Source organism: Pseudomonas sp. K2I15 (assembly GCF_002204795.1).
Taxonomy (GTDB): domain Bacteria; phylum Pseudomonadota; class Gammaproteobacteria; order Pseudomonadales; family Pseudomonadaceae; genus Aquipseudomonas.
The window spans coordinates 1-13,084 of the sequence record NZ_NIXO01000091.1; the positions used below are offsets into that span (position 1 = coordinate 1).

Consider the following 13,084-nt stretch of genomic DNA (forward strand, 5'->3'; position numbering starts at 1 on the left):
TCATGTCCAGAGCGGAGAGGTGAGTGGCAGCATGGGCTCCCACACGTGCTTTAAGCACTCCGGGCATTCAGCTTGCCACTCACCGCTCTCACCCTCAGCTTAATCCCGGATCAAGACACAAGCGGGCTTGCTGTGGTGAGGGGGCTTGTCCCCCGTCGGGTTCACCATAGATTGATGGGGCTGCTTCGCAGCCCAACGCGGGGCAAGCCCGCTCACCACAGCAAGCCCGCTCCCACATTGAGTCCGTGCTCAACTCAAAAAACCGTCCGCCCGCAGCAGAGTTTCGAGGCAGTGCTCGGTGATGTTGTAGAACGCTTTCAGCTCCTGGATTTTCACCAGCAGTTGAGCGTTATCCAACGGTTCGGCACGTTTCACGGCGAGGATCATCTTGTTCTTGTTGGTGTGCTCCAACGAGATGAACTCAAACACCTTGGTCTCATAGCCGCACGCCTCGAGGAACAACGCACGCAGGCTGTCGGTGACCATTTCCGCCTGCTGGCCCAGGTGCAGGCCGTATTGCAGCATCGGCTTGAGCAGCACCGGGCTCTGGATTTGCAGGCGAATCTGCTTATGGCAGCACGGCGAGCACATGATGATCGACGCACCGGAGCGAATGCCGGTGTGAATCGCGTAGTCGGTGGCGATGTCGCAGGCATGCAGGGCGATCATCACGTCCAGTTCGCTGGGCGCGACGCTGCGCACATCACCACACTTGAACACCAACCCCGGGTGGTCCAGGCGGGCGGCGGCGTTGTTGCACAGGGTCACCATGTCTTCGCGCAGTTCCACGCCGGTGACTTCGCCCTCGGCATTGAGGGTGTTGCGCAAGTAGTCGTGGATGGCGAAGGTCAGGTAGCCCTTGCCCGAACCAAAGTCCGCGACGCGCACCGGCTGGTCCAGCTTCAGCGGTGAAGTGGTCAGCGCGTGGCTGAACACTTCGATGAACTTGTTGATCTGTTTCCACTTGCGCGACATCGCCGGGATCAGCTCGTGCTTGGCGTTGGTCACGCCAAGGTCAGAGAGAAAGGGCCGGGTGAGGTCCAGGAAGCGATTTTTCTCACGGTTGTGCTCGGCAGACGGTGCCTCCCGCAGTTGTTGCGGCTTGCTTTTGAACAGCGAGCTTTTGTTCTTCTTGCTGTATTCCAACTGGGCTTCGTCGGTCACCGAGAGCAGGTGCGCGTTCTTGAACGAGGCCGGCAACAGCTCGGCAATCGCCGCTAAGCCGTCTTCCAGGGTGAAGTTCTTGGTGATGTCGCGGGTCTTGTAGCGGTAGACGAAGGACAGGCAAGGCTGATCCTTGACCGTCAGTTGCTTGATGATCAGCTTCTGCAGGTCGGGCTCGATGCCCACGTACTTGGCCAGCACCAGCTTGATAAAAGCGTTTTGCTCAAGGCTTGCGCTCAGCAGTTCGAGAAACTGCGCGTGATGATCCGGCGCGGGGCTGGCAGGTTTAGCGGTGGCAGACATGAACAAATACGCCTCGGGCAGGGAATGCCGGGAATTTTACACTACTCCAACACCACCAACCGATTCGGCAACTCATTGCGTGCGTGGGTCACCGGTACATGCTCTTTGAGCAACTCCCCGCAGGCTTCAATGCAGCTGATAAAGCCGGCCAGGGTCTGGCCTTGTTTCACCTGGCGGGTGAATTCCTTGACGATCCCATCCCAGCAGCTGTCATCCAGGCGCTTGGAAATGCCCTTGTCCACCAGGATTTCCACATAACGCTCCGCCTCACTGACAAAAATCAGCACCCCGGTGCTGCCCAGCGTGTGGTGCAGGTGCTGCTCCAGAAACTGCCGCCGCGCCAGGTTGGACGCGCGCCAGTGGCGTACCGAGCGCGGGATCAGCCGGGTGGTGATCTTGGGCAAACGAAACACCAGGCACAGCACCACAAACGTGCCCCACTGCGCCAGCAGCAAGGTGTACATGCTCAACCAGCCCGACAAATAGTGAACGATCCCCGGCACCACCAGCGCCAACAGGCTGGCCCACAACAGTGGGATATAGGCGTAGTCGTCGGCACGGGCCGCGAGCACGGTCACCAGTTCGGCGTCGGTCTGTTGCTCGACCCTGGCGATCGCCTCGGCGACCTGGCGTTGCTCGTGTTGACTCAGTAGTGCCATGGTTGTTGATGCTCTCTAGTTATTGTCATTACCAGCCGCCCGAGGCGCCACCGCCGCCGAAACCACCGCCGCCGCCCCTGAAGCCACCACCGCCGCCTCCCCCGCCGCCACGGCCACTGCTGCTGAGAATCGCCAGCAGGATAGCGCCAACGGGCAGGCCCATGCGATTGCACAGCCACAACACCGCCAGCAACAGGATAAACAGACCGAAGGAGATGCCCGGGTTTTGCGTGGCAAAGTTGGCTTCAGACACATGCGCCGGCACCGCCAGCGGATCGCCGCCCACTACCTGCAGCATCGCCGCCACGCCGTCGCTGATGCCCTTGCTGTAGTTGCCCGCCTTGAACGCCGGGGCGATCACCTGGTTGATGATCACCCAGGACTGCGCATCCGTGAGCACGCCTTCCAGGCCATAACCCACTTCGATACGAATCTTGTGCTCATCCCGGGCGACGATCAGCAAGGCGCCGTTGTCCTTGCCCTTCTGGCCGATGCCCCAGGCGCGGCCCAGTTGATAACCGAAGTCTTCAATGGGCACGCCTTGCAGGTCGGGCACGGTGACCACCACGATCTGGTCGCCGCTGGTCTGTTCCAGCGCCTGCAATTGCTGGGTCAGCTGCGCGCGCACGGCCGGGTCGATCATCTGGGCGTTGTCGACGACCCGCCCGGTCAAGGCCGGGAAGTTCAGGGCGGCCTGGGCGGTCAGGCTAAAGGCCAGCAGCACCGCCGCCAGCAGCCAAGCGCGCTTGCCCATCAGAATTTCACTTGCGGCGCTTTATCGGCATCGGCACTGGTGGCCTCGAAGTTGGCGCGGATCGGCAAGTCGCTGTACATCACGCTGTGCCACAGGCGGCCGGGGAAAGTGCGAATCTCGGTGTTGTAGGCCTGCACCGCTTGGATAAAGTCGCGACGGGCCACGGCGATGCGGTTTTCGGTGCCTTCAAGTTGCGATTGCAGGGCGAGGAAGTTCTGGTTGGCCTTCAAGTCCGGGTAGCGCTCGGACACCACCATCAAGCGGCTAAGCGCGCCGCTCAAGCCGTCCTGGGCTTGCTGGAATTGCTTGAGTTTTTCCGGGTTGTCGAGGGTGCTGGCATCCACCTGGATCGACGTGGCCTTGGCCCGCGCTTCAATCACGGCGGTGAGAGTGTCCTGCTCATGGGCGGCGTAGCCCTTGACCACTTCCACCAGGTTGGGGATCAGGTCGGCACGCCGCTGGTACTGGTTCTGCACCTGGGCCCAGGCCGCCTTGGCCTGTTCGTCCAGGGTCGGGATCTTGTTGATGCCGCAACCGCTCAGCACGGTGCTCACCAGTATCAATGCCACGGCCTTCCAGCCCCAGCGGTAACCTTGTGCTGCTTGCATGGTGTTTCTCCTGCCAAACCTATGAAATGTGCTGACTGACGTTTTAGCCACGGGCTTAGGGCATAATCCGCCACCACCCACTGGATTGCATCGGGCCAATCAGCTAAAAGATGCCCAGCGCCAATAAGAGTTCAGAAGTGTGCTGCATTTATCTGAACAACACCCGAACAACAATAGACGCTCTCCGGTCCCGAGGCTGCGAGAAAGGATTTTCATGAAGAAGCTGTGTTTGCTCGGCCTTGTTGTCAGTTTGGCCACTCATTCCGTATTTGCCGAAACAAAGCCCGCAGTACTCAAGGACAAGGACGCCTTCGTCAGTGACCTGCTGAAACAAATGACCCTCGATGAAAAGATCGGCCAATTGCGCCTGATCAGCATCGGCCCCGAAATGCCCCGCGAGCTGATCCGCAAGGAAATCGCCGCCGGTCGCATAGGCGGCACCTTCAACTCCATCACCCGCCCGGAAAACCGTCCGATGCAGGACGCGGCCATGCGCAGCCGGTTGAAGATCCCGATGTTCTTCGCCTATGACGTGATCCACGGCCACCGCACGATTTTCCCGATCAGCCTGGCCCTGGCTTCCAGCTGGGACATGGACGCCATTGGCCGTTCCGGGCGCATCGCCGCCCAGGAAGCCGCCGCGGACAGCCTCGACATCACCTTTGCACCGATGGTCGACATCTCCCGCGACCCGCGCTGGGGCCGTACCTCCGAAGGTTTTGGCGAAGACACCTACCTGACCTCGCGCATTGCCAAAGTGATGGTCAAGGCGTTCCAGGGCACCAGCCCGGCCAAGGCGGACAGCATCATGGCCAGCGTCAAGCACTTCGCCCTGTATGGCGCAGTGGAAGGCGGTCGCGACTACAACGTGGTCGACATGAGCCCGGTCAAGATGTACCAGGACTACCTGCCGCCCTACCACGCCGCCATCAAGGCCGGCGCCGGTGGCGTGATGGTTGCGCTGAACTCGATCAACGGCGTGCCCGCCACCGCCAACACCTGGCTGATGAACGACTTGCTGCGCAAGGACTGGGGCTTCAAGGGCCTGGCCGTGAGCGACCACGGCGCGATCTTCGAGCTGATCAAGCACGGCGTGGCCAAGGACGGGCGTGAAGCCGCCAAGCTGGCGATCAAGGCCGGCATCGACATGAGCATGAACGACTCGCTCTACGGCAAGGAATTGCCCGGCCTGCTGAAATCCGGCGAGATCGAACAGAGCGACATCGACAACGCCGTGCGCGAAGTGCTCGGCGCCAAGTACGACATGGGCCTGTTCGCCGACCCGTACTTGCGCATCGGCAAGGCCGAGGATGACCCGGCCGACACCTACGCCGAAAGCCGCCTGCACCGCGCCGATGCACGTGACGTGGCACGCCGCAGCCAGGTGTTGCTGAAAAACCAGAACAACACCCTGCCACTGAAAAAGAACGCGACCATCGCCCTGGTCGGCCCGCTGGCCAAGGCGCCGATCGACATGATGGGCAGTTGGGCCGCTGCCGGTAAACCCGCGCAATCGGTGACCCTGCTGGACGGCATGAACGCGGTGATCGGTGAAAAGGGCAAAGTGATCTATGCCCGTGGTGCCAACATCACCAACGACAAGAAAGTGGTCGACTACCTCAACTTCCTGAACTTCGATGCACCGGAAGTGGTGGATGACCCGCGCTCGTCCCAGGCAATGATCGACGAAGCGGTCAAGGCTGCCAAAGACGCCGACGTAGTGGTAGCTGCCGTGGGCGAATCCCGTGGCATGTCCCACGAGTCGTCGAGCCGCACCGACCTGAACATCCCGCAAAGCCAGCGCGACCTGATCAAGGCCTTGAAAGCCACCGGCAAACCGCTGGTGCTGGTGTTGATGAATGGCCGTCCGCTGTCGATTGTCGACGAGAACGAACAGGCTGACGCGATCCTGGAAACCTGGTTCGCCGGTACCGAAGGCGGCAACGCAATCGCCGACGTTTTGTTCGGCGACTACAACCCGTCGGGCAAGCTGCCGATCACCTTCCCGCGTTCGGTGGGGCAGATTCCAACCTACTACAACCACCTGAGCATTGGCCGGCCGTACACCCCGGGCAAGCCAGGCAACTACACCTCGCAGTACTTCGATGACACCACAGGGCCCTTGTTTCCGTTTGGCTATGGCTTGAGCTACACCAGCTTCAGCCTGTCGGACATGGCGCTGTCGTCCACCACCCTGAACAAGACCGGCAAACTCGACGCCACTGTGATGGTGAAAAACACCGGCAAGGTTGACGGCGAAACCGTGGTGCAGTTGTACATCCAGGACGTGGCCGGCTCGATGATTCGCCCGGTGAAGGAATTGAAGAACTTCCAGAAGATCATGCTCAAGGCCGGTGAAGAGCGCGCGGTGCACTTCACCATCACCGAGGATGACTTGAAGTTCTACAACACCCAGTTGAAGTTCGCGGCTGAGCCGGGCGAGTTCAATGTGCAGATTGGGCTGGATTCGCAGGATGTGAAGCGGCAGAGCTTCGAGCTGCTTTGATCTAAAGCTGTAAACGCGGTCAGTGTGGGAGCCGGGCTTGCCCGCGATTGCATCACCTCGGTGCATCTGAAGTACCGAGGTGTCTGCATCGCAGGCAAGCCAGCTCCCACATTTGATCTCAGTGGTCTGGCTATCCGCGTCGGTTCAGCAGGTTAACCACCAACCGATCAATCCACCCCCACACCCGCTGCTTCACCCGCCGCCACAATGGCCTCGACTGCCACGCCTCAAGGCTCACCGCCTGGCTCCTGGCAAAATCCCTCTCGAAACTCCCTGCCACCGCCAACGTTAGCTCCGGGTCCAGCGCTTCCAGATTCGCCTCCAGGTTGAAGCGCAAATTCCAGTGATCGAAGTTGCACGAGCCAATGCTTACCCAATCGTCCACCAGCACCATTTTCAGGTGCAGGAAGCACGGCTGGTATTCAAAAATCTGCACCCCGGACTTGAGCAAACGCGGGTAATAACGGTGCCCGGCATACCGCACCGACGGGTGATCGGTACGCGGCCCGGTCAGCAGCAAACGCACATCTACCCCGCGCCCCGCCGCCCGGCGCAGGGCACGCCGTACACCCCAGGTCGGCAGGAAATACGGCGTAGCCAACCAGATACGTTGGTGGCCGCTGTTCAGCGCGCGGATCAAAGACTGCAAAATATCGCGATGCTGGCGGGCGTCGGCATAAGCCACACGCCCCAACCCCGGCCCTGTCGCCGGCAGTTTGGGCAAGCGTGGCAGGCCAAAATGCATGGGCGGTTTCCAGGCCCGGCGATCGTCGTTGGCCAGCCATTGGCGATCAAACAACGCCTGCCAATCCAGCACCAGCGGGCCGCGAATTTGCACCATCACTTCGTGCCAGTCGGCGGTGTCTTCCCCGGGCGTCCAAAATTCATCCGTCACACCCGTACCGCCGACCACAGCGATGGTCTGGTCGATCAGCAACAGCTTGCGGTGGTCGCGGTAGAGGTTGCGCATCCAGCGGCGCCAGCTCAGGCGGTTGTGGAAACGTAGGTCTACCCCGGCGTCGATCAACCGCCGACGCAGGCCCAGGGTAAACGCCAGGCTGCCGTAATCATCGAACAGGCACCGTACGCGCACGCCGCGCTCGGCAGCGGCCACCAAGGCCTGAACCATCGCCTCGGCACACGCGCCCGCTTCCACCAGATACAGCTCAAGCGCCACCTGTTGCTCGGCTTGGGCGATGCCTTCCAACATGCGCGGGAAGAAGCTCGGACCGTCGATCATCAACTCGAAACGGTTGGCGCTGCGCCACGGGAACACTGCGCCGCTCATGTCAGCGCGCCGTGAAAATCAGTACCGCACCCACCGGCACCGACAGGCTGATCTGCGACAGCCCGGCGGCCTTGCGCAGCGCGGCCACGCCCGGCAGCAAATCGAAATCCTCGGCGTGCACCACCAATGGCTCCAGGGTCACTACCTGGAAGCGCCGATCATCCAGACGGGTCGCCAGCAGTTCGGCGCTATAGGTTTGGGTCTTGCCGTGCAGCGTCACCGACAACGGCAGGCGCAGCTCGTATTGCGCGCCGGGAGCCAGGTCGTTGATCGGTTGCAGGTTGATCTGCGCGTTGATCAGCGCATCGGGGAAAGCCTTGATCTCGAACAGGTCATTGCGCATGCGCTCGTCACGTAGCGGAATGCCGCTGTTGACCGACTCCAACTCGACTTCCAGCTGTGCCGCGCCTTTGCTGTCGACCTTGCCGTGCAGCACCAGGAAGCGCTGCACTTCGGCGATGTCGGTGTTTTTGGTGGTGACGAACGACAGGCGTGAGGACTCGTTGTCCAGATACCAATCGGCGTGGGCGGGCACGGCGGCACCGGCCAGCAGCAGGAAGACCAGGGGTTTGAACAGGGACGCGTTGAACATAGAGACTCGTGTGGCGAAAAACCTGAACGAACAGTAACAAAGACCTCCTGTAGGAGCGAGCTTGCTCGCGAAGGTTGTCAACGATGACGCGGGCATTCTGAATGAAGGCGGTGCCTGTGAGTTCTTCGCGAGCAAGCTCGCTCCTACAGGGGAACGGTGATCAAGCCAACGCCTGCTGCACATCGCGAATGGTCGATTCCAGGCTGGCCAGGTGCAGACTCAACACCCGCTCCACCGGCGCCTGATCCATCGGCCAATGCAGCGCCATGCTGCCCACCAACCGCCCGTTGGCCCGCACCGGCAAGGCCACCGCGCGAATCAGGAACGGCAGGCGCACCGGGTATTCCCAGTAGCCTTCGGTGCGCTGGCCAAAACCCTGGTGCTGGGATTGTTCACACGCACGGTATTGGTCGTCTTCCGCCACCCGCTCACGACCGGCCAGGCGCTGCACTTCATCCGCCGACAATTGCGACAGGCACGCCTTGCCCATGGCCGAGTGAAACAGGCTGGCGTGCTGGCCGACAATCTGGCAGTTGTTCGGGTAGCGCTTGCGCAGCGCCGTGGGAATCGCGCTTTCCATCACTTCCAGGCGTTCGCCGTCGAAGCTCGACAGGTCCACCACCAAGCCGGTGCGCTCACTGAGGTCCAGCAGCCAAGGCGCCGCACTTTCTACCAACTGGCGCTTGAAGCGTTGCTGGGTGTCGCCGAACAGGCGCCGGGCCCGCAGGCGATAACGCCGGTCGCTGAGGCCACGATAGACCCAGCCCTGTTCCTGCAACGTGAGCAACATCCGCGAGACCGTAGCCTTGGGCAGGTGAGTCAGGTAATGCAACTCTTCCAGCCCCAGCGCCTGGTGCTCGCCGAGCAACTCGATGATCGCCAGTGCCCGCCCCACTGAGCGTACGGTTCCCGTCTCGGCGTCGCTGCCCATGTGTCGATCTCCTTGATGCCGATGGATGATCTGATTATCACAGCAAGATACAGGCCCGTCGCGGCTCAGCCGGTCGGGGACAGGCAGGTGGGCGGTCGTCGTTGCACCCAGCGGGTCAGCTGTTCGTGGGCATACGCCAGTTGCAGAACCGCCCTGTCCGCCTGGGCCGGGCCGATGATTTGCAGGCCCATGGGCAAGCCCTGCGGATTGAAACCCACCGGCACGTTCATGCTCGGCAGACCAGCCAGCGTGGGGCCGATCACCACTTCCATCCAGCGGTGGTAGGTGTCCATCTCGCGCCCTGCGACGATGCGCGGCCAGGGTTGCTGTGCATCGAAAGGGAACACTTGGGCGGTGGGCAGCAACAGGAAATCGTAACGTTCGAACAGTTTGCCGAGGGCGCGGTACCAGTCGCTGCGGCTGACCGACGCCTGGTAGACGTCCGCCGCACTCAACTGCAAACCGCCCTGCACTTCCCATTGCGCTTCGGGCTTGAGCAGCGCGCGTTTTTGCAGGTCCGCATAGGCCGCGCCGAGCGAGCCCTGGATCAGCCAATGGCGATGTACCAGCCAGGTCTGCCAGAGGCGTTCCAGAGAGAAATCCGGCTGGCAGTTTTCAACCTCGCAACCCAGCGCCGCAAAGTCCTTGAGGGCCGATTCGCACAAGCTCATCACGCCGTCTTCCATCGGCAGGTAACCGTTGTAATCCCCCAGCCAGCCGAGGCGCACGCCCTTGAAGTCGCGCTGCAACGGCTCGCCGAATACCGCCGGATCCTCCTTGAGCGATAGCGGCGCCCGAGGGTCGTAGCCGGCCTGCACACTCAGCAACCGCGCCACGTCCGCCACACTGCGGCCCATCGGACCTTCAGTGCCCAACTGCTGGATGAACAGTTCCGGCGTCGGCCCATAAGGCACGCGGCCCCGGGACGGGCGCAGGCCAAACACGTTATTGAACGCCGCCGGGTTACGCAGCGAGCCCATCATGTCGCTGCCATCGGCCACCGGCAGCATGCGCAATGCCAACGCGACTGCCGCCCCGCCACTGCTGCCACCCGCCACAAGGCTTGGGTCGTAGGCGTTGCCGGTGGTGCCGAACACGCTGTTGTAAGTCTGCGAGCCCAGCCCGAATTCCGGCACGTTGGTCTTGCCGATAATAATCGCGCCACTGGCCCGAACCCGCGCCACGCTGATCGCATCGTCTGGAGGAATGTGCTCGGCGAACAGCGGCGAACCGAGGGTGGTACGCAGACCTTTTGTGGCCGCAAGGTCCTTGATCGCCTGGGGCATGCCGTGCATCCAGCCACGGGATTGGCCCAGGTCAAGTTCCCGGTCGCGCTGCGACGCTTCGGCCAGCACGTCCTCATCGGAACGCAGCGAAACCAGCGCATTCACCTCCGGGTTGAAGCGCTCGACCTGCGCCAGATACGCCTGCATCACTTCATGGCAGGACACCTGCCGCGCATGGATCGCCCGAGACAGTTCGATGGCATCCAGTTCAACAATACTCAAGGTTTCACCTCGCTGGAAAACGGCGCCGGTCGTTTCGCCCGTGGCGCCTCATGCATGCAGTAAGTGCCCAGCAGCGTCAGGACGCAAGCGAACAGCACATAAAATGCCGGGGCTACCGGCGTGCCCAGCACCTTGCTGAGCCAGGTGACGATCAACGGCGCAAAACCGCCGAACACCATCACCGCCACGTTGTAGGCCACCGACACACCGGTGGAGCGTACCTCGATGGGAAACTGCTCGGCCAGGGCCGTCGGCGCCGGGCCGAAAAAGCCGCCGATGGCGATGCACAGCATCACCTGCATCACCAGCAAACGCTCGATGGACGGCGCCGCCGCGACCCACACATACAGCGGGTACACCATCACGAAAAATGCCAGGGTGAACGCCATCAACACAGGCCGCCGCCCCAACCGATCCGACAACAGGCCGGACAGTGGAATCACCACGGTCATCAGCGCTACCGCGAACATCTGCACCATCAACACCTGGTCCAGCGGCAGGCCGAGGTTCTTGTGGGCGAAGGTCGGCATATTCACCAGCACCACGTAGAACGACACCGTCGCACCACACGCCAGGCCCATCGAAACAAGGATGCTGCGGCGGTGATCGCGGATGACATCCATCAAGCTCGGCGCCGCGCCTTTAGCCTGTTTGCGCGCCTCGATAAATTCCTCGGGATCTTCCATGTGCCGGCGAATCCATAAGCCCACCGGGCCGATCAGCAGGCCGAAGATAAATGGCAGGCGCCAGCCCCAAAGCTCCAGGGTTTGCGGCTCGAAGAAGTGCGTCACCAACGCCACCATCGCCGCGCCGCCGAACACCGCCAGGCACTGGCCCACCAACTGCCAGGAACCGTACAAGCCCTTGCGGTGGGCCGGTGCACTCTCCACCAGAAACGCCGTGGCACTGGCGTATTCACCGCCGGTGGCAAAGCCCTGCAGCATGCGCGCGACCACGATCAGCAGCGGCGCGCCCATGCCGATCGCGGCGTAGCTGGGAGCGAAAGCGATCAGGGCGATGGAGATGGTCATCAGCCGGATAATCAACTGCATCGCGGCCTTGCGGCCTTTGCGATCCGAATACATGCCCAGCAAAATCCCGCCCACCGGGCGCATGAAGAAGCCGACGCCAAACGTCGCCAAGGCCATCAGCAGCGACGCATATTCATCCTCCGACGGAAAAAACTGCCGGGCAATGATGCTGGCGAGAAAGCCGTAGACGATGAAGTCATACCATTCCAGCGCATTGCCGATCACCGCCGCGACCACCTGGCGGGTGCGCGATACACCTTGTTTTGTAGCCTGCATGGGAACACTCCATTCAACCAGTTGGGAAAGGGTCCAGCGGCAGAAAAAAGAGGTCGTCAGGCAGGCTTTAGCCAGCTCTCGGCCAGCGCGCCCCAGTAGGCGGCGCCGGTCAACAGGATGTCGTCGTTGAAGTCATAGGCGGGGTTGTGGACCATCGGCCGCGAGACGCCGTTGCCGATAAACAGGTAACTGCCGGGGCAGCGTTGCAGCATCCAGGCGAAGTCTTCGCTACCCATCAGCTTGGCGGTGTTGCCGTCGACGGCGTCTTCACCGAGCAGGGCGACGCCGACCTGGCGCGCGAATTCGGTTTCGTCAGGGTGGTTGACCAGCACCGGATAGGCCGGGCGATGTTCGATCTGCGCGGTGCAGCCGAAGCTCGCGGCCTGGGTCAGGATGATCGCCTTGACCCGCTCCAGCATCAGTTCACGCACGCTGGCATCCAGGGCGCGCAGGCTCAGGCGCAACAGTGCCTGTTGGGGAATCACGTTGGCGGCCTGGCCCGCTTGCAGGGCGCCGACAGTCACGACGGCGGCGTCCTGGGCATTGATATTGCGCGCAACCACGGTCTGCAACGCCATGACCATACTGGCGGCAGCCACCAGCGGGTCTACGGTCAGGTGCGGCATGGAGCCGTGGCCGCCGACGCCTTCAAGGGTCACGGTGAGCAAGTCCTGGGAGGCCATCATCGGCCCGACCCGCAGGCCCAGATGGCCGGCGGGCAGGCCCGGCATGTTGTGCATGCCGAACAGTGCGTCGCAGGGAAAACGCTCCAGCAAGCCGTCAGCGAGCATGGCTTCGGCGCCGCCCTGGCCTTCTTCGGCGGGCTGGAAAATCAGGTTCAGGGTGCCGTCGAACTGACGGGTCGCGGCCAGGTAACGGGCGGCGCCCAGCAGCATGGTGGTGTGGCCGTCGTGACCGCAGGCGTGCATGCAGCCGGCGTGTTGGCTGGTATAGGCGGCGCCGGTGTTTTCGATGATCGGCAAGGCGTCCATATCGGCGCGGATGCCCAGCTTGCGCGAGCTGCAGCCATTGCGCAGCACGCCGACCACACCGGTCTGGCCGATGCCGGTGTGAACTTCATAGCCCCAATTTCGCAGGGATTGCGCCACGAGGGCCGAGGTGCGGTTTTCTTCAAAGCCCAGTTCGGGGTGGGCGTGAATGTCCTGACGCACGGCGTGCAGGTCGCTGGCGACATCGCTCAGCCAATCCAGGATGTGCTGGTGTGGGCGCATGGTGATTCTCCTCGCAGGCGGGTGTTCCCGTTCTTTTTCGTTGCACAGCGCCAGATAACCGCGATGTGCGCAGGAGGACAATCAAAGGTGGTTCCACCCTGTGGAACCTCAGCCCGGAGCATTGAACCTGCGGCCGGTAAGATCCTTGTGGCGAGGGGGCTTGTCCCCCGTTGGAGTGCGTAGCGCTCCCGCTTTTTTTGGGGCCGCTACGCACTCCAACGGGGGACAAGCC

The 13,084-nt window shown here is 62.2% G+C and carries 11 protein-coding genes; 1 reads left to right on the forward strand and 10 read right to left on the reverse strand.

The genetic code is table 11. The features are described from left to right. Positions 1-249: 249 nt before the first annotated feature. The 4 genes from CEC48_RS29075 to CEC48_RS29090 are packed head-to-tail and all read right to left on the reverse strand — an operon-like array spanning position 250 to position 3,488. Positions 250-1,467: an SAM-dependent methyltransferase gene (locus tag CEC48_RS29075; RefSeq protein ID WP_088426964.1), complete on the reverse strand. Its 1,218-nt coding sequence runs from the start codon at positions 1,465-1,467 to the stop codon at positions 250-252. Between the two features lie 41 nt (positions 1,468-1,508). Beyond that, positions 1,509-2,126: a TPM domain-containing protein gene (locus tag CEC48_RS29080; protein ID WP_088426965.1), complete on the reverse strand. Its 618-nt coding sequence runs from the start codon at positions 2,124-2,126 to the stop codon at positions 1,509-1,511. A 28-nt stretch (positions 2,127-2,154) separates the two neighbouring features. Then, positions 2,155-2,880 (reverse strand): YgcG family protein, encoded by a 726-nt coding sequence (locus tag CEC48_RS29085; RefSeq protein WP_088426966.1) that lies wholly within the window; start codon positions 2,878-2,880, stop codon positions 2,155-2,157. Next, the gene (locus CEC48_RS29090; protein ID WP_088426967.1) at positions 2,880-3,488 is read right to left on the reverse strand and encodes a LemA family protein; all 609 of its coding nucleotides are present in this window, start codon (positions 3,486-3,488) and stop codon (positions 2,880-2,882) included. The genes CEC48_RS29085 and CEC48_RS29090 overlap by 1 nt, the downstream gene beginning before the upstream one ends. Positions 3,489-3,702: 214 nt before the next feature. Between CEC48_RS29090 and bglX the strand changes: the two genes are divergently transcribed. Then, positions 3,703-5,994, forward strand: a complete 2,292-nt coding sequence (gene bglX / locus CEC48_RS29095; protein ID WP_088426968.1) for a beta-glucosidase BglX — start codon at positions 3,703-3,705, stop codon at positions 5,992-5,994. 130 nt (positions 5,995-6,124) lie between these two features. Here the strand turns inward: bglX and CEC48_RS29100 are convergent, their stop codons facing one another. From CEC48_RS29100 to CEC48_RS29125, 6 genes are all read right to left on the reverse strand, one after another. Beyond that, on the reverse strand, positions 6,125-7,282 hold the full coding sequence (locus CEC48_RS29100) for a phosphatidylserine/phosphatidylglycerophosphate/cardiolipin synthase family protein (protein ID WP_088426969.1): 1,158 nt from the start codon (positions 7,280-7,282) through the stop codon (positions 6,125-6,127). A 1-nt stretch (position 7,283) separates the two neighbouring features. Next, entirely contained in the window at positions 7,284-7,874 is a 591-nt protein-coding gene (locus CEC48_RS29105; RefSeq protein ID WP_088426970.1) for a YceI family protein, read from the reverse strand. 160 nt (positions 7,875-8,034) lie between these two features. Beyond that, the gene (locus tag CEC48_RS29110) at positions 8,035-8,805 is read right to left on the reverse strand and encodes a helix-turn-helix domain-containing protein (protein ID WP_088426971.1); all 771 of its coding nucleotides are present in this window, start codon (positions 8,803-8,805) and stop codon (positions 8,035-8,037) included. 65 nt (positions 8,806-8,870) lie between these two features. Then, a complete protein-coding gene (locus CEC48_RS29115; protein WP_088426972.1) occupies positions 8,871-10,313 on the reverse strand; it encodes an amidase in 1,443 nt (480 codons plus the stop codon). Then, positions 10,310-11,620 carry a citrate-proton symporter gene (locus CEC48_RS29120; protein ID WP_088426973.1) on the reverse strand — a complete coding sequence of 437 codons (1,311 nt, stop codon included), beginning with the start codon at positions 11,618-11,620 and terminating at the stop codon, positions 10,310-10,312. Before CEC48_RS29120 ends, CEC48_RS29115 begins: the two co-directional genes overlap by 4 nt. A 56-nt stretch (positions 11,621-11,676) precedes the next feature. Continuing rightward, entirely contained in the window at positions 11,677-12,852 is a 1,176-nt protein-coding gene (locus CEC48_RS29125) for a M20 aminoacylase family protein (protein WP_088426974.1), read from the reverse strand. Positions 12,853-13,084: the final 232 nt, after the last annotated feature.